Origin of the sequence: Microbacterium sp. ANT_H45B (assembly GCF_008369345.1) — a bacterium.
Classification (GTDB): domain Bacteria; phylum Actinomycetota; class Actinomycetes; order Actinomycetales; family Microbacteriaceae; genus Microbacterium.
In genome coordinates, this window is sequence record NZ_VOBK01000001.1 from 470,200 (window position 1) to 486,724 (window position 16,525).

General features: G+C 69.5%; 18 protein-coding genes. 10 read left to right on the forward strand and 8 right to left on the reverse strand.

Annotated features, from left to right (window positions below; translation table 11 throughout):
• Positions 1 to 2: 2 nt before the first annotated feature.
• The 5 genes from rpsN (at position 3) to FQ142_RS02305 (ending at position 5,085) form a co-directional block, all read left to right on the forward strand.
• Complete coding sequence (gene rpsN / locus FQ142_RS02285; protein ID WP_017829734.1) at positions 3 to 308, forward strand: 30S ribosomal protein S14; 306 nt, start codon at positions 3 to 5, stop codon at positions 306 to 308.
• Positions 309 to 636: 328 nt separating this feature from the next.
• A complete protein-coding gene (locus tag FQ142_RS02290) occupies positions 637 to 1,173 on the forward strand; it encodes a helix-turn-helix domain-containing protein (RefSeq protein WP_149422047.1) in 537 nt (178 codons plus the stop codon).
• Positions 1,174 to 1,587: 414 nt separating this feature from the next.
• Positions 1,588 to 2,343 (forward strand): endonuclease domain-containing protein, encoded by a 756-nt coding sequence (locus tag FQ142_RS02295; RefSeq protein WP_262492029.1) that lies wholly within the window; start codon positions 1,588 to 1,590, stop codon positions 2,341 to 2,343.
• 359 nt (positions 2,344 to 2,702) lie between these two features.
• Positions 2,703 to 2,990, forward strand: coding sequence for an HU family DNA-binding protein (locus tag FQ142_RS02300; protein WP_042541574.1), 288 nt, complete (start codon positions 2,703 to 2,705; stop codon positions 2,988 to 2,990).
• An 85-nt stretch (positions 2,991 to 3,075) separates the two neighbouring features.
• Entirely contained in the window at positions 3,076 to 5,085 is a 2,010-nt protein-coding gene (locus FQ142_RS02305) for a cytochrome c oxidase assembly protein (protein ID WP_223145259.1), read from the forward strand.
• 56 nt (positions 5,086 to 5,141) lie between these two features.
• Here FQ142_RS02305 and FQ142_RS02310 read toward each other — a convergent pair whose 3' ends face one another.
• Positions 5,142 to 6,215, reverse strand: coding sequence for a hypothetical protein (locus FQ142_RS02310; protein WP_149422049.1), 1,074 nt, complete (start codon positions 6,213 to 6,215; stop codon positions 5,142 to 5,144).
• A gap of 160 nt (positions 6,216 to 6,375) precedes the next feature.
• Between FQ142_RS02310 and FQ142_RS02315 the strand changes: the two genes are divergently transcribed.
• Positions 6,376 to 7,770, forward strand: a complete 1,395-nt coding sequence (locus FQ142_RS02315) for an ATP-dependent RecD-like DNA helicase (RefSeq protein ID WP_188042274.1) — start codon at positions 6,376 to 6,378, stop codon at positions 7,768 to 7,770.
• A gap of 89 nt (positions 7,771 to 7,859) precedes the next feature.
• On the opposite strand, the gene FQ142_RS02320 is transcribed toward FQ142_RS02315, so the two are convergent.
• On the reverse strand, positions 7,860 to 8,507 hold the full coding sequence (locus FQ142_RS02320; RefSeq protein WP_149422051.1) for a heme oxygenase (biliverdin-producing): 648 nt from the start codon (positions 8,505 to 8,507) through the stop codon (positions 7,860 to 7,862).
• Between the two features lie 53 nt (positions 8,508 to 8,560).
• Positions 8,561 to 8,875: a DUF2470 domain-containing protein gene (locus FQ142_RS02325; protein ID WP_056414810.1), complete on the reverse strand. Its 315-nt coding sequence runs from the start codon at positions 8,873 to 8,875 to the stop codon at positions 8,561 to 8,563.
• An 89-nt stretch (positions 8,876 to 8,964) separates the two neighbouring features.
• Here FQ142_RS02325 and FQ142_RS02330 point away from each other — a divergent pair, with 89 nt between their 5' ends.
• On the forward strand, positions 8,965 to 10,251 hold the full coding sequence (locus tag FQ142_RS02330) for a serine hydrolase domain-containing protein (protein ID WP_149422052.1): 1,287 nt from the start codon (positions 8,965 to 8,967) through the stop codon (positions 10,249 to 10,251).
• Between the two features lie 49 nt (positions 10,252 to 10,300).
• Positions 10,301 to 11,317: a magnesium/cobalt transporter CorA gene (corA, locus tag FQ142_RS02335; protein WP_149422053.1), complete on the forward strand. Its 1,017-nt coding sequence runs from the start codon at positions 10,301 to 10,303 to the stop codon at positions 11,315 to 11,317.
• A gap of 37 nt (positions 11,318 to 11,354) precedes the next feature.
• Here corA and FQ142_RS02340 read toward each other — a convergent pair whose 3' ends face one another.
• The 3 genes from FQ142_RS02340 to FQ142_RS02350 form a co-directional block, all read right to left on the reverse strand.
• Complete coding sequence (locus FQ142_RS02340) at positions 11,355 to 11,837, reverse strand: DUF3592 domain-containing protein (protein WP_149422054.1); 483 nt, start codon at positions 11,835 to 11,837, stop codon at positions 11,355 to 11,357.
• Between the two features lie 94 nt (positions 11,838 to 11,931).
• A complete protein-coding gene (locus FQ142_RS02345; protein ID WP_149422055.1) occupies positions 11,932 to 12,144 on the reverse strand; it encodes a multidrug transporter in 213 nt (70 codons plus the stop codon).
• The gene (locus FQ142_RS02350; protein ID WP_149422056.1) at positions 12,131 to 13,513 is read right to left on the reverse strand and encodes an APC family permease; all 1,383 of its coding nucleotides are present in this window, start codon (positions 13,511 to 13,513) and stop codon (positions 12,131 to 12,133) included. The genes FQ142_RS02345 and FQ142_RS02350 overlap by 14 nt, the downstream gene beginning before the upstream one ends.
• A gap of 130 nt (positions 13,514 to 13,643) precedes the next feature.
• On the opposite strand from FQ142_RS02350, the gene FQ142_RS02355 reads away from it, so the two are divergent.
• Positions 13,644 to 14,315: a GOLPH3/VPS74 family protein gene (locus tag FQ142_RS02355; protein WP_149422057.1), complete on the forward strand. Its 672-nt coding sequence runs from the start codon at positions 13,644 to 13,646 to the stop codon at positions 14,313 to 14,315.
• 17 nt (positions 14,316 to 14,332) lie between these two features.
• On the opposite strand, the gene FQ142_RS02360 is transcribed toward FQ142_RS02355, so the two are convergent.
• Positions 14,333 to 15,082 carry a DeoR/GlpR family DNA-binding transcription regulator gene (locus FQ142_RS02360; RefSeq protein ID WP_056414833.1) on the reverse strand — a complete coding sequence of 250 codons (750 nt, stop codon included), beginning with the start codon at positions 15,080 to 15,082 and terminating at the stop codon, positions 14,333 to 14,335.
• Between the two features lie 70 nt (positions 15,083 to 15,152).
• Between FQ142_RS02360 and FQ142_RS02365 the strand changes: the two genes are divergently transcribed.
• The gene (locus tag FQ142_RS02365; RefSeq protein ID WP_149422058.1) at positions 15,153 to 15,530 is read left to right on the forward strand and encodes a DUF4406 domain-containing protein; all 378 of its coding nucleotides are present in this window, start codon (positions 15,153 to 15,155) and stop codon (positions 15,528 to 15,530) included.
• A 47-nt stretch (positions 15,531 to 15,577) separates the two neighbouring features.
• On the opposite strand, the gene FQ142_RS02370 is transcribed toward FQ142_RS02365, so the two are convergent.
• Positions 15,578 to 16,483, reverse strand: coding sequence for an SDR family NAD(P)-dependent oxidoreductase (locus FQ142_RS02370; RefSeq protein ID WP_149422059.1), 906 nt, complete (start codon positions 16,481 to 16,483; stop codon positions 15,578 to 15,580).
• Positions 16,484 to 16,525 lie beyond the last annotated feature (42 nt).

Consider the following 16,525-nt stretch of genomic DNA (forward strand, 5'->3'; position numbering starts at 1 on the left):
CAATGGCTAAGAAGAGCAAGATCGCTCGCAACGAGCAGCGCAAGGTCATCGTCGAGCGTTACGCAGAGCGTCGCGCCGAGCTGAAGAAGACCCTGGTCGACCCGAACGCCACCGACGAGGCCCGCGAGGCCGCACGCGTCGGACTGCAGAAGCTGCCGCGCAACGCGTCGCCGGCTCGCGTGCGTTCGCGCGACGTCATCGACGGCCGCCCCCGCGGTGTCCTCACGAAGTTCGGCATCTCGCGTGTCCGCTTCCGTGACATGGCACACCGTGGCGAGCTGCCCGGTGTCACCAAGTCGAGCTGGTAAGTCTCAGCAGACGAGCCGAAAGGGGCGAGGATCTTCGGATCCTCGCCCCTTTCGACGTCCGCGGTCGGTCGGCTGTCGCGCTGATGGGCGGACTTCTCCCCGATCGGCGGATCCATCGGCCCGAAGTCATCCGCCAGACGGGGAGTTCGCCGCCGGACGGGCGGGCAGCTCCGCCGCCGTGCGAAGGTGATCTGACACGCCTGGATGCGGCGGGTGGGACGATCACGGCTGCGGCGGGGTGATGGCGGGCTGATGGCGGCCAGGTGGCGGCCGACTGGCGGCCCGATGGCGTGGCGGTCGAACGAGGGCGCTGAGGAGCATGGAGAACATGAACACGACACGGATCACCGCACTGCGCCAGGCGCAGGGATGGACACAGGAACGACTCGCGAACGAGAGCGGCGTCGGGCTCAGAACGGTGCAGCGGCTGGAGGCCGGGCAGGACGCGAGTCTCGAGACGCTGTCACTGGTCGCGGATGCACTGCAGGTGCCCGTGCGAGACCTCTTCGCCGAGATCGACGATGAGATGCTCAGCAGTCGCGTCGACTCGCTGCAGCAGCGTACGGACGAGCAGCAGGCGTCGCGCGACCGGATCGCGCACGCCTGGACGTGGCTGTACGTCGGGGTGGGGATCGTCTGCACACTGCTCAGCTTCACGTTCTCGTACGGGGTCGTGCTCTTCCTCTCGTACTGGGTGGGCGGGTACGCGATCCTCACGGCACTGCGCCGTATCGTCCTGGAACCCCGTCTCGACGCCCGCTATCCGCTCTCGAAGGAGACGCGCACCCGCCGGGCCAAGCGTCGAGCGGCGGCGACAGCCCGCAGCGACGACGGCGCCCTCTCCGGGACGCCTGCCGCCCCCTGACGCGGTGAGATCGTCCGCCCCTTCGTCGTGGGGCGGACTTCTCCGCCGGGCTGGTCGCCCCTCGTCGTGGGGCGGACTTCTCCCTGGTGGGCGGACTCCCTGGCCCGAGTTCTCCGCCTGTCGGGGAGTTCTCCGCCGGGCTGACACCCCCTCGTCATGGGGCGGACTTCTCCCCGGTGGGCGGACTCCCTGGCTCGAGTTCTCCGCCCGTCGGGGAGCTCTCCGCCGGTCGGGGCGGGAGCTATGTCCACGAGAGCTCCTGCACGAGGCAGGCAACCGCGATGTCATCCACAGATGCTGAGATGCACGACCGGGCGGATGCTGCCTGACCGGCATCATCGACGGATGGATGTGGAAGCGGCGCTCGGCCGAAGAGGAGGGGTCGCCCGCGTTCGGACCCTGCGGAGAGACGGGGTGACCGAGCACGCGCTGCGACGCGCGGTCCGTGAGGGCCGCGTGTTCTCGGTCTGCCGGGGGTGGGTGGCGGTTCGCGGTGCGGATCCGATGCTGGTCGCCGCAGCCAGGCGAGGCGTGGTGATCAGCTGCATCACCCTCTGCGCTCGGAAAGGGCTCTGGGTGACGTCGGCATCCGGGGTCCACGTCGCCGCTCCTGCCAAGTCGGGGCACGCGAACTCGGCACGAGGAGTCGTCCATTGGAGTCGGCCGACCTTTCCGCGAGACCCGGATCTGCTCGAGGACTCGCTCGAGAACGCGCTGATCCTGGTGGCGCGATGCCAGTCGCACGAAGACGCGCTCGCGACCTGGGAGTCGGCGCTGCGGCAGCACGTCGTGGACCCGGATGTGCTGGCGGAGGCGTCGTTGACGCCGCACGCGCGTCGGATGCTGAGCGAGGCGACGCCGTTCGCGGATGCCGGCACCGAGACGATCTTCCGGACGAGGCTCGGATGGCTGGACGTGCCGATCGTCCCGCAGGTGTGGATCCTCGGCCACCGGGTCGACTTTCTCATCGGTGAACGACTCGTCATCCAGATCGACGGCGGACACCACGTCGGGCCGCAACGATCGAGCGATATCGCCCACGACGCCGAGCTGATGCTCCGGGGGTATCACGTGATCCGCATCGGCTACGAGCAGCTGGTGCACGGATGGCCTGAGGTGCAGAGCCTGATTCTCGCCGCTGTCGCGCAGCGGCGTCATCTCGCGGCGTGAGCCCTCCGCCTGTGGCGGACTTCTCGCCGTCGGGAGGACGCTGTCGCGCTGTTGTTCCGCCTCACGCCGAGTTCTCCGCCCGACGGGGAGGCCGTCGGGGAGTTCTCTGCCCGACGCGGCGAGAGCACGCGAGAGCACGCGGCGAGAGCACGCGGCGAGGCACGCCGAGAGCGGAATCGACGTCTCACGAGTCACATTCGTCACTTCTGCACCACGACACGCCGCCCAAAACTTCAAAACCCGCGAAATGACGCGGAAATGTGGGTGGTCATTGATACATTCAAGGCGGTCACTCGACCAGGGGCATCCGCCCCGATACACACAACGATGCGACGGAACACTCGTCGCTGGAGGATGACATGGCTGACAAGTCCATCACCAAGACCGAGCTCGTCGCGAGCATCGCTTCCGCCACCGGCCAGAGCCAGGCCACCGTCTCGGGTGTCCTCGACGCGCTGTTCTCCTCGGTCTCCGACGCTGTTGCCAAGGGCAGCAAGGTCTCGATCCCGGGCTGGATCTCGTTCGAGCAGGTCGCGACCGCGGCTCGCACGGGCCGCAACCCGCAGACCGGTGCCGAGATCAAGATCCCGGCCGGCCACCGCGTCAAGGTGACCGCTGGTTCCAAGCTCAAGGCTGCCGTCAAGTAAGACTGCTCCTGTTCGAAGGCCGCTCCCGATCCGTCGGGGGCGGCCTTCGTGCTCCCGCGACGACGGCGCGGCTTAGGCTTGACGTGTGAGTGCCCGCGTCGCGCAGACCCCGACCCGCTCCGCGTATCGCGCGGCGGGCGTCGGCCTGCTGCTCGCGGGCGGTCTGGTCGCCGTCGTCGCCGCACTCGTGATCGGCGGCGGAGCCGCACCGCTGCTGCTGCAGGACCCGGGTCCGTTCGTGCGCTGGGCGACTCCGATCGCCAAGCTGGTGATGAACATCGCGTCGGCGGCGATGCTCGGATCCCTCGTGCTCGCGCTGTTCGCGCTGCGCAGCGAGGAGAAGTCGTTCGACACCGCCCTCAACATCGCGTCTGCCGGGGCGGCCGTCTTCACGGTCTCCGCCGGCATCGGCGGATTCTTCACCTTCATGGCCGCGTTCAACCCGCAGCTCAGCGCCGAGCGCGAGTTCGGCGAGCAGCTCGGCCGGTTCCTGCTCGAGCTGCCACTGGGCCAGTCCTGGCTGATCACGACGATCATGGGATCGGTCATCACTGTGCTGGCCTTCGCCTGGCGCACCTGGACCCCCACGCTCATCACGGCCCTGCTCGCCGCCGCATCCTTCCTGCCCCTGGCGACCCAGGGGCACTCGGGTGATCTCGCGGGCCACAACATCGCGGTGAACTCGATCCTGCTCCACACGATCGGCGCGGCGGTCTGGCTCGGCGGCCTGCTGCTCGTCGTGATCCTGCGCGATCGCTCGGGCATCCGCACCGCCGACCTGGTCCGTCGCTACTCGAGCCTCGCGATCGCGGCCTTCGTGGTCGTCGCGGTCTCGGGGGTGGCCCGCTCGTTCGTCGCACTCGGAGACATCTCGCAGCTGTGGACGCCGTACGGCACGATCCTGCTCATCAAGGTCGTGCTGCTGACAGCCATGGGCCTGTTCGGCGCCTGGTACCGCATCCGTCTGATCCCCCGCCTCGACGGCGAGAACGCGACCCGCTGGTTCTGGATGCTGGTGCTGGGCGAGATCACGCTGATGGGCCTCGCCTCGGGGGCGGCCGCCGCCCTCGCGCGCACACCCCCGCCGACCGGCGAGGAGCAGGCCTTCGTGCAGACTCCCGCCGAGAATCTCACGCGCTCGCCGCTGCCGCCCGAGTTCACGATCGACCGCTGGTTCACCGCCTGGGACATCGACGTGCTCTGGCTGGTCGCCGTCGGCTTCGGGCTGTTCCTCTACCTGGCGGGTGTGCGTCGGCTGCGTCGCCGCGGCGACCGCTGGCCGATCCATCGCACGGTGTTCTGGCTGCTGGGCATGCTGCTGCTGCTCTGGGTGACGGGCGGGCCGATCAACGCCTACCAGGAGTACCTGTTCAGCGTGCACATGCTTGGGCACATGATGCTGTCGATGGCGATCCCGCTGCTGCTGGTGTCGGGCGCGCCGATCACCCTGGCGCTCCGCGCGATCCACAAGCGCGACGACGGCACGCGCGGCGGGCGCGAGTGGATCATGTGGGCGGTGCATTCGCCGTTCTCGCGGGTGGTCACGCATCCGTTCGTCGCCGCGGGCATCTTCATCCTGTCGCTGTGGGCCTTCTACTTCACCGACCTGGTGCGCTGGTCGATGTACGAGCACCTCGGCCACGAGTGGATGGTCGCGCACTTCCTGATCTCCGGCTACTTGTTCGTGATGAGCCTGGTGGGCGCGGACCCCGTCCCCTACCGGCTGCCGTACCCCGGGCGGCTCATCACGCTCATCGCGATCATGGCCATGCACGCGTTCTTCGGGGTCGCGATCATGATGCAGGAGGGGCTGATGGTCGCCGACTGGTTCGGCTCGATGGGGCGCACCTGGGGTCCCTCGCCGATGGAGGATCAGTACATCGGCGGCGGCATCGCGTGGTCGATCGGGGAGATCCCGACGCTGATCCTCGCGATCACGGTCGCGATCCAGTGGAGTCGCAGCGACAGCAAACTGCAGAAGCGCCAGGATCGGCACGCCGACCGCACGGGCGAGGCCGAGCTCGAGGAGTACAACGCGAAGCTCGCCGCCCTCGCCGAGCGCGACCGCCGCGAGGCCGCGCGCCCGACGCGCTGACGCTGCCCGACGCGCTGACGCTGCCCGACGCGCTGACGCGCCGCGCCGGCGCGGTGTCAGCCCTCGGGCTCGTCCTCGCCGGGGGAGCCGATGCGGATCGACGCCGAGCCGTCGGGGAGGATGGTGATCGAGCCGTCCACCTGGAAGGGGACGTCCTCCGACACCTCCTGGATCGAGCCGTCGAAGAGCGAGCGGATCTCGACCTCGACGTGCGCGACGGCATCCGTCGGCGGGATCTTCCAGTGGCCGCCGTCGGGGACGACGGTCACCTGCGGCTGATCGGCGATCGACCACGTCGGCAGCGACGCGATGCGGTTCGAGACCTCGAGTCCGAACGGGCAGGCCGTGGGCTGCAGCACCTCCTGCGCCGTGCAGCCGGTGAGGAACTCCTCGACCCGCTGCTGCACGACCGAGACGAACTCGTCGGTCGGATCGGTCTGCAGGTCGAGGGGGGTCGTCGCGAGCGGGCTGTCTGCGAGGACGCCGACGCCGTCGGACTTCGCGATCGCGGTGTCGACGGTCACGGCGTACAGCCCGGGGGTGAACACCAGCAGCGGCAGCGGGTCGAGCGGCGCGGCGTCCGCGCCCGCGGGAGACACCTGACGGCGGTCCATCTCGAAGCCGTTCACCGCGAACTGATCGGCGCCGCGCAGCGTGAGATCGACCACGGCGAGGGGGCTCGTCGTGAAGCGCCAGTTCGGGGTCACCCCGGCCCATCCGTCCTGCGCGACCGTGAACGTCGTGGTGCCCTCGTGATCGGCCGCGCGGTACGAGACGGTCACGGCGGTCGCGTCGCCGTCGGGCGCTTCGGAGACGACCTCGACGTCGGTCAGCGGCGCGAGAGCGGAGTGCCGCAGCAGCGCCTCGGAGGCCGTCGCGCCGATGCCCGCGTTCTGCAGGGTCTCGCGGTCGATCGCGACACCGGGCACGCGGAGGGCGTCGGCGGCTCGTCCCTCCGAGAGGAGGTCGAGGTAGCGCACGACGAACGCGGAGGGACCGTAGAACTGGCGGTACAGCGTAGCCCCGCCGGCGCCGAGGGCGGCGACGAGGACGAGGCCGATCACCGCGAGGAGCGCGAGATCGGCGGCAAGACGGGAACGCCGGGGCGCCTTCGTCTCGACCTGCTGCATGGCGTCAGTCTAGGAGGACGCCCTGGGATGGAGCCGTGCGCCGCGTCGCTGTGTGACGGGCCGATCGGCTGTGTCAGACGGATGCCGCACCACGACCCCCCGTAGCATGGAGAGCGCGCCGTCGTGCGCGTTTCCCGTCGTCTTCCCGTGTGAGAGAACCGTGTCGCTTCCCGCCCTGTCCGAAGAGCAGCAAGAGCTGTTCCGACTGATCGAGGATACCGGCGAGCACGTCTTCATCACCGGCCGTGCGGGCACCGGCAAATCCACACTGCTGCAGTACTTCTCGTGGAACACGAAGAAGCAGATCGCGATCTGCGCCCCCACCGGCGTCGCCGCCCTGAACGTCGAGGGACAGACGATCCATTCGCTGTTCCGGCTGCCGATCGGTCTGATCGGCGATTCCGACATCGAGCAGAACGACAACACCCGCCGCATCCTCAACGCGATCGAGACGCTCGTCATCGACGAGATCTCGATGGTCAACGCCGACCTGATGGATGCCATGGACCGCTCGCTGAGGCAGGCCCGCGGCAAGCGCGGCATCCCCTTCGGCGGCGTGCAGATCGTCATGTTCGGCGACCCGTACCAGCTCGCGCCGGTGCCGCCGCGGGGCGACGAGCTGCGCTACGTGAAGGACCACTACCGGTCGTTCTGGTTCTTCGATGCCAAGGTCTGGGCGGGATCGGGCGGGGGAGACGCGCAGGACGATGACGGCGGCCTCTTCGCCGTCGACACGCGCGCCGAGCTCCACGTGCGCGAGCTGGTGCAGATCCACCGGCAGTCGGATGACGGCTTCAAGGCGATGCTGAACGCGGTGCGCTACGGCCGGGTGACCGCCGAGATCGCGGGAGTGCTGAACGCCCAGGGTGCGCGCACGCCCCCCGACCCCGAGCCGGGGGAGGTGCCGATGATCACCCTCGCCACCCGCAACGACATCGTGAACACGATCAACAGCCGTCACCTCGCCGCATTGCCGGGCAAGGAGCAGACCGCGAAGGCGGAGGTGAACGGCGAGTTCGGGCGGGGCGAGGCGTCCCTGCCCGCCGAATCCGAGCTGAAGCTCAAGATCGGCGCCCAGGTGATGTTCCTGCGCAACGACACGTCGATGTCGGGGGAGCCGCCGCGGTGGGTCAATGGCACGATCGGCACCGTGGTGCGCATCCTCGGCGAGACCGTGCGCGTCGAGATCGACGGCGACGAGGTCGATGTCGAGCCGGCCGTCTGGGAGCGCTTCCGCTACTCGTACGAGGCCAGCACGAAGAAGCTGTCGCGCGACGTGATCGCGGAGTTCACGCAGTTCCCGCTGCGACTGGCGTGGGCGGTGACGATCCACAAGTCCCAGGGCAAGACCTACGACCGCGCGATCATCGACCTGGGGTCGGGCGCGTTCGCGCCGGGGCAGACCTACGTGGCGCTCTCGCGGCTCACCGCGCTCGACGGCCTCTACCTGTCACGGGCGCTGCGGCCGAGCGACATCCGGGTCGACGAGGACGTGCGTCGTTTCATGCGCGACGCCTGGCTCGCGGCATCCACCCCCGAGGTCGGGAAGGGCTGAGTCGTTTCGTCTCGGTCGCTGCGCTCCCTCGCTCAACGAGCGGGGTCTCCGTTGCTGCGCTCCCTCGCTCAACGAGCGGGAGTCAGGACTCAAGCGGCGACGCGCGCGCGGTCGAGGTCTTCGAAGAGCTCGGTGTTGAAGCGGTAGGCGAGCAGGACCTCGTCGATCACCCGCTCGCGCTCCGCGTCGTCCCACGGGGCGGCGTCGAGCTGCTCGCGGTAGACGTCCTTGAACGCGGCGGGATCTGCGATGTCGTCGAAGAGGTAGAACCCGATGCCGTTGGTCTCGAAGCCGAAGCGGCGGGCCATGACGCGGCCGATGAAGACCCCGCCCGACAGGTCGCCGAGGTAGCGGGTGTAATGGTGGGCCACGAAGCCGCCCGCCCAGGTGGCGCCGACCTGACGGATGCGCTCGACGTAGCGCTGCGTGGTGGGCAGCGCGACGATCAGGTCTCGCCAGTCGGCGCCGAGCAGGAACCCGAGGTCGGCCTCCAGCGCAGGCAGGCGGGTCAGCTTGTCGCTGAGGAACACGGATGCCACGGGGTCCTTGCGCATGCGCTCGCCCGCTCCCTCGAGCGCCTCGTAGATGAAGTAGTGCTGGGCGACGAGGGCGATGTAGTCCTCGCGGGAGCCCTCGCCCTTGAGCAGATCAGACATGAAGCCCGCTCCCTCGCTGCGCGAGTGCGAACCGGAGGAGCGTTCCCGGAGGGCGGCGGAGAAGGAGAGGATCTCGGACATGACCTCAGTGTAAGGGTTGCCTAACCTCGAGCGGAACCCTCGATCTCACCGCGTCATGCGTGCGGACGCGGCTCGACGCCGACTTTCGCGCACGCGAGGTCGTACAGAGCGACGACCTCGCGGCGGACGGCCGAGCGTTCGGTGATCGGCCCGGACGGCCAGGCGATGCGGAGTTCCGAGACGGCACCCGCGTCGGTGACCTCCCAGACGCCGCCGTCGCCGTCGAGACCGGTCATCACGGCATCGGTGATCTCGCCCTCGCCGGCCCCGGTGAAGGCGCGGGTGATGAGCAGGTTGTCGTCGCGGTGGTCGCCGTTCATGTGGCGGAGGATCGCCGAGACGACGTCGGCATCGAAGATGTGCGGCATGGTCCTCACCCTAAACCGGCCCCTGCGATGCGATCTTTCAGGATCCGCGTTCTAGACTCGGGAGACACGTCTTCCGGGGGTCCCCTTTCATGCAGCTTCTCTCGTCACGCAGGTTCCGCGCCGCAGCGGCCGGCGTCGCCGTGCTCGGACTCTTCCTCACCGGATGCACGTCGTCCGAGCCGGAGTTCAGCTATCAGCCTCCGTCGCAGGTCGACGGCGACTTCCCCGCCGACACGGTCACGGCGATGCAGGATGCGGTCGCGAACGCGCTCGCCGCCTCCGGCGCCTCGGGCGCCGTGGTGGGTGTCTGGGCGCCATGGAGTGGACGCTGGGTGACCGGCGTGGGCACCCAGGAACCCGGAGCGGGCGCCGAGATCACGACCGACATGGCCTTCCGCGTCTCCGACATGACGAGACTCATGACGTGCGACGTGCTCTACGGCCTCGCGGACGAGGGCATCGTCGGTCTCGAGGACCCCGTGCCCGACCATGTGTCTGGCGTTCCGGACATGACGGACACCACCCTGCTCGACCTCTGCAACAGCACGAGCGGGATCGGCTCCTCCGAGGGCATCGCGCAGACCGCGTGGATGACCACCCCCGAGCGGGTGTGGGCGCCGCTCGAGCTGGCGTCGTACGGGCTCGGTGCGCCGCGTGCCACCGCGCACACCACGTACACGAACTCCGATGCCGGATACCTGCTGCTCGGACTCGCTCTCGAGCGTGCGTCGGGTATGACGGCATCCGAGCTCATCTCCGCGTACGTCACCCGGCCGCTCGGGCTCTCGAACACCTCGCTGCCCTCGCCCGCGCCGGCGGCGCCCTCCACCGGTCCGGTGATGAACGGCCACTACCTCGCCCCCGTCGAAGGCGGATACAACTGCGCCGCCCCGGTCGACATCACGACGCTGTCGTCGAGCACCGGCTTCACCGACTCCGGGGTGGTCTCCACGATCGACGACCTCGGCCGCTACATGCAGGCCGAGGCCGCCCAGGTGCTGCGCACGAAGAAGGAGCCGAACCGCTTCGGGTCACCGCTGCCGCAGGCCCCCGACGCCCCGTCCTGGTTCCAGGCGACCGGAGGTGCACTCCTCGTCGGCTCGATGATCGGTCAGTCCGGATGGACGCCCGGTTATCAGACGTCGGCATTCTCCGACCCCGCGACCGGGTTCACTGTAGCGGTCTCGCTGAACGACTCGACCACCGGCGGCACCACGGCGATGTTCCTCGCGTGGGAGCTGGCGGCCCTCGCCTCCAAGGCGCCGGCGGCCGAGGGTCAGACGGCACCGGACTTCGGTCTGCCCTTCACAGCGGAGCAGTACCACCAGGCGATCGCGGACTCCGCGCTTCCCTGCGTCGCACCGCCTGAGGGCTGATTCGGACGCACCCGGCCGCTGCGCGACCGGGTCGGGAGAGAGGTCGGCCATGGCCATCATCGACAACGCGATCTACGTCGACGGCGTCCGCACCGAGAATCCGCGGAGCCTGAGCGAGACGTTCGAGGCCATGCGCGAACGCGGCGGGATGAGCTGGATCGGTCTCTATCGTCCGAGCGAGGCGGAGATCCGCGAGGTCGCCGACGAGTTCGGCATCCATGCGCTCGTGGTCGAGGACGCCCTGTCGGGGCATCAGCGCTCGAAGCTCGAACGGTACGGCGACGTCCTCTTCATGGTGCTGCGCTCGGCGCGCTACCTCGATGAGACGGAGGAGGTCGAGTTCGGCGAGATCCACCTGCTCGTGGGGCCGGACTTCGTCGTCACGATCCGGCACGCCGAGTCGCCCGATCTCGCCCGCGTGCGCCACCGCCTCGAAGACGACCCCGCGCTGCTCCGTCTCGGCGCCGGGGCGGTGCTCTATGCGATCCTCGACGAGGTCGTCGACGAGTACGCCCCGGTGCTGGCGGGTCTCGAGAACGACATCGACGAGATCGAGGGTCAGCTGTTCGAGGACGGCATCGACGCGACGCAGCGCATCTACGAGCTGGGCCGCGAGGTCATCGACTTCCAGCGTGCGGTGCAGCCTCTCGCCGGGATGCTCGATTCTCTGCTGCGCGGCTCGCCCGAGCACGAGGCCGACGAGGAGCTGCAGCGCTACCTGCGCGATGTGCTCGACCACACCCTGCGCATCTCCGAGCGGGCGAACACGTTCCGCACCGTGCTCGACAACGCCCTGACCGTCGAGTCGACCATCGTGGCGCGTCGGCAGAACGAGGAGATGCGGCGGATGACGGAGCTGAGCATCCGTCAGAACGACGAGGTGAAGAAGATCTCGGGATGGGCCGCGATCCTCTTCGCGCCGACCCTCGTCGGCACGGTCTACGGGATGAACTTCGATCACATGCCCGAACTGCACTGGGTGCTCGGCTACCCGATGGCCATCGGACTGATGCTGGCGATGGGCGTCGGCCTCTACTGGGCGTTCAAGCGCAAGGGCTGGCTGTGACCGCCGAGAGGTGAGGCGGAGCGTACTCGACGCCGCGTCAGTCGGCCCGTCGGCGCCGGGCTCTCCCCCTCGCGAAGCCGGAGGCCATGACGACGATGAGCACGACGGACACGACGGTGAGCAGTCCGCCCAGTCCGGTGACCGTGCGGCCCGGGGTCCCGTGGCCCTCGACCACGGCCGCGCTCGGTTCGGCAGTGCTGTAGATGACCGTGACGCTGCTGCCGAGGGCCGGCTTCTCGTCGGGCGCCCAGTCGGCCCAGACCGAATGCGATGACGTGTCGCCGGCGAAGTACTCGACTCTGAAGTTGTGCGTGGAGGCCTCGGCCCCGTCGTTCACTTCGACCACCGTTCCCGTCGTGCGCGAGCCGCTCGCGACGAGCTCTCGGTCGGCGGCGTTCATCGACGATCCGACCACCAGCAGCACGGGGCCGACGAGGAGGATGGCGACGATCACGATCGTCTGGAACACGGGGTGGTACACGAAGCTCCGGGGCGCGTTGCCGGAGTCGTAGGGCGTCATCACGTGCCCATCTCAGCACAGGTTCGTCGACGAGGGGCTGATGCGGGGCGTCGAGAGGACGGGGAATCCAGCGCGGTGCGCGCGCGACCCGGTCTCAGTCGTCGGTGTCGACGCCGGGCCCAGGACCGGGTCGCACGGCGGCATCCGGCGCGATGTCGATGCGCGTGGTGCCGTCGTGCTCCGACACCTCGATGCGCGGCGCGGCATCGGCCTCGGTCGCCTCCGGCGCCGCGGTCAGCTGATCGTGCCGCTTCTCTTCGCTGGTCATCTCGTCGTCCGAGTCCGGGGTGCGGTCAGTGGTTGTCATGATTCTCCTCCGTGGTGGTGTGGGTATCGGTGGTGGAACCCGTGCGGGCTGCGGTGCGCGTCCTGCCCCAGCGCGCGAGCAGGTACAGGACGCCCCCGACGGCGAGAAGGATGCCGCCGAACAGCCAGACGGCGGGGCGCTGCTGGGTGAGCAGCAGGATGCACGACCCGATGCCGAGCACGGGGATGATCGTCCAGATCCGGAAGTGGTCGTGCTCCACCCGATCGCGGCGCAGCACGAGCACCGAGACGTTGACGCTGAGGAACACGATCAGCAGCAGCAGGACGACCGTCTCGGCGAGGGTCGCGAGGTCGCCGACCAGGGTCAGCCCCATCGCGACGAGGGTGGTGGTGAGAATGGCGACCCACGGGGTCTTCCGTCGCGGCAGCACGCGACCGAGCACGGCGGGCAGCAGGTTCTGCTCGGCCATGCCGTAGGTCAGGCGGCTCACCATGATCATGGTGAGCAACGCGCCGTTGGCGACCGCGACCAGGGCGATCAGGCTGAACAGCCAGGACGGGATGCTGGCGCCCGCCGCCTCGACGACCGAGAGCAGCGGACCGCTCGACTCCTGCAGGTCAGAGGCGGGCAGCGCGATCGAGCTCGCGATCCCGACGAGTACATAGACCGCGCCCGCCGTGAACAGCGCACCGAAGAGCGCACGCGGGTACGTGCGCCGCGGATTCTTCACCTCTTCGATCATGTTGGCCGAGGTCTCGAAGCCCACGAAGGAGTAGTAGGCGATCACGGCGCCGGCGAGCACGGCCATCGCCGCGGGAGTCCCCTCGGGCGTCTGGGTGAGGCGCGAGGCGTCGCCACCGCCGCCGGCCACAAACACGCCCACCACGGCGATGACGATCACGAGACCGCTCAGCTCGATCGCCGTCATCACCAGGTTCGCCCCCAGGGACTCGCGGATGCCGCGGGCGTTGAGGGCCGCGACGACGGCGAGGAAGACGATCGCGACGGGGATGGTCGGCAGGTCGAAGAAGGTGCCGAGGTAGTCGCCGGCGAAGGCGATCGCGAGGCCCGCGGCGCTGGTCACTCCGGCGGCGAGCATGCTGAACCCGACGAGGAACGACACCGCCGGGCTGTGGAAGGCGCGCTCGGCGAAGACGGATGCCCCGCCCGCGCGCGGGTACTTGGTGACGAGCTCGGCGTACGAGCCGGCCGTGAGGAGTGCGAGGAGCAGGGCCAGCAGGAGCGGCGCCCACAGCATCCCGCCGACCTTCTCGGAGAGCACCCCCATCAGGGCGTAGATGCCGGCGCCGAGCACGTCGCCCAGGATGAAGGCGAAGAGCAGGGGCCCGGTGATGGCGCGGCGAAGCCGAGTGGGCTCCTCAGGCGTGCGCGCGGTATCGGAGGTCATCCCGGAACCCTAGGGAGAGAGGCGGGTCACCGGCGACGGGGTTGACAGGCCGCCGGACCGAGTGCCGCGGCGTCGCGAAATCACCCGTGCGGGGGATGCCGCCGCTCGCGGCGGGTCATAGCGTGGAGGCATGCTGATCGTCGAGGAACTCCACATGCTGCTGCTTCGGCCCGACGGCCGTGTCGAGAGCGCGGTGAGCGGGAACCGTCTCTATGGCGAGGTCGCGGCCGTCCTCGTCGACCTCGCCCTGCACGGGCGCATCTCGTTCTCGCACGAGAAGCATCCGACCGTCGACATCGTGTTGACCGAACCGACGGGCAACCCGATCCTCGACACCACCCTGCAGCGTCTCGTGCCGATGCGAGGCAAGCGACTGCAATCGCTGGTCGTGTCGCCGAAGCTCGATCCGCTCGAGGTCGTCGTCGAGTCGCTGGTCGTGCAGGGAGTCCTCGTGCGCGGGGAACGCGGATTCTTCGGCTGGGGGTCGGAACGCACTCCCGAGTCCGACCCCGCGCCCGAGCTGGTGCTGCGTTCGCGGCTCGCCGCTGTGCTCGCGGGCACCGGCGCCCCGACGCAGGCTGACCTCTCGCTGCTCTCGATCCTGCAGAACCTCAACGCCGCGCGCGCGATCCTTCGGGCGGAGTGCGGGGACATCTCGGCACGCGACCTCAAGAAGAGGATCGAGCAGCTCACCGCGGGGTCGCCGGCCGGGGATGCCGTCGCCAAGGCCGTGAACGATGCGATCGCCGCCGCGATGGTGGCCATCATGACTCCGGTGATCGTCGCGGCGACGATCACCTGACCCGCTCAAGTCGGGGGTCAGCGCAGCACGGCGACGCGCTCCGCAAGCTCGTCGATCACGCGGCTCTCATCGAGAGGGTCGACGATCACGCCGGCGACGGCGTCGAGGTCGAGCACCGGGAAGTGCGAGGTCGCTCCGATCTTCTCCTCGCTGCCGAGCGCGAAGGTCTGCGTGCATCGGGCGGAGATCGCCCTCTTGGTGACGGCGTCGTCGAGGTTGCCGGTGGTGAGTCCGCGCACCGGATCGACGCCGGTGACGCCGAGGAAGAAGAGGTCGGCCGCGAGGTGCTGCACGGCTTCCATGGCCAACGGACCGCTGGCGACCATCGAGAATCGTGCCAGCTCGCCGCCGATCATGACGATGCGCGCGGCCGAGTGCTCGGCGGTGGCGAGGGCCACGGCCGGGCTGGGCGTGATGACGGTGAGGTCGGCGCCGTGGGGCAGCATCCGCGCCATCGCGAGAGTGGTGGTGCCGGCATCCAGCACGATCGTCGAACCCGGTTCGATCAGGGAGACGGCGCGAGACGCCACTCTCTCCTTGCTCGCGGTGGCGAGGGATGACCGCTGATCGACGGGCCTGTCTGCCGGGGGGATCGGCAGAGCGCCCCCATAGACGCGCACCAGCTCGCCGGCCTCGGCGAGCTCTCGCAGGTCGCGACGGATCGAGTCCTCCGACACCCCGAGATCGAGGGCGACATCCTTCGCCACCACGCGTCCGTCGGCGCGGAGGATCTCCCGCAGGTGGTCTTTGCGCTGTGCGCCCAGCATCCGAGCTCGTCTCTTCTTGTTCTCTCACGAAGTTGCACGATCTTTCACGGTTAACGTTACAGTCTTCTTCATGACGACACCACTCCTGATCCTGATCGCCGGCCCCTACCGCTCCGGAACCGGCGGCGACCCCGCTCTCATCGCCCGCAATCTCGAGACCCTCGAGCAGGCCGCAGCGCCCATCCACCGGCTCGGACATGTCCCGATGATCGGGGAGTGGGTCGCTCTGCCGATCCTGCGCGGCCTCGACGAGGACGCAGCGACCGGCGGCGATGTCATGTACGAGACCGCGCACCGACTGCTGCAGCACTGCGATGCCGTCCTCCGTCTGCCCGGTGAGTCCTCGGGCGCCGACAAGGACGTCGAGATCGCACGGGAGCGGGGGCTTCCGGTCTTCCGCTCGCTCGACGAGATCCCCGCCCTCGGCGCCGCAGCACGCGTCCGGTGAGCCGGGGGAGCTGACCGCACCGCGGTCACGCCTCGAACCGCCCGTGTTCAGGCGTCGAACCGCACCCCGGTCAGCTCCTCGGCCGCCGACCACAGCGCGCGTCCCACCTCGGGGGAGCGCACCTGCTCGCCGGCGCGCACGCGAGCAGGTGCGCCGCGGAACTCGAGCAGACCGCCGGGGCCCCAGTAATCGCCTCCGGTCGCATCGGCCGACACCGCCGCGTGCACGATCGGCGCGGCGCCCGCATCCTTCCCCTGCACGAGCGGTCGACTGAGTCCCGCGAGGGTGCGGGAGAGGCCCGAGACCTCGGCGAGACCGGCGCGATGCGGAGTGAGCGGGTCGACCGCGTAGCCCGGATGCGCGCACAGTGCGGAGCGCGCGGTCCCTCGCCATCGCCGGTCGAGCTCGAACGCGAACGCCATGAGCGCGGCCTTCGAGCGGCCGTACTGACGCAGCGACGCCCCGGTCCACGGCTGGCCGAGCGTCGCAGGGTCGATCTCTGCGAAACGGTGCGCCAGCGAACCGACGGCCACGACGCGCGCCTCCTCCGCGAGCGCCTGACCGAGCTGCGCGAGCAGGGCGAAGTGGCCGAGGGCATTCGTCCCGACCATCAGATCGAGCCCGTCGGCGGTGCGCGCGCGGCGGTCGGCCGCTTTGATCCCCGCGTTGCAGATGACCGCGTCGAGCCGCTCGTCGACCGAGGCCGCGGCCGCGGCGATCGCGTCGAGCGAGCCCAGATCGAGGGGGAGGATGCCGACGTCGGCGCTCGCCGCATGCGCACGGATCGACGATGCCGCGACCTCGGCGCGGTCGGTCGATCGGCAGCCGAGCAGCACCCTGGCCCCGCGGGCGGCGAGCTGTTCGGCGCACCAGTATCCGATCCCCGCATTCGCGCCGGTGACCAGGATCGTGCGACCGCCGAGGTCGCGGACGGGGGCGGGGGCCGGGGTCATGTCCTCCAACCTAGGCGGCCCATCGAGGGCCGGAGAAAAATT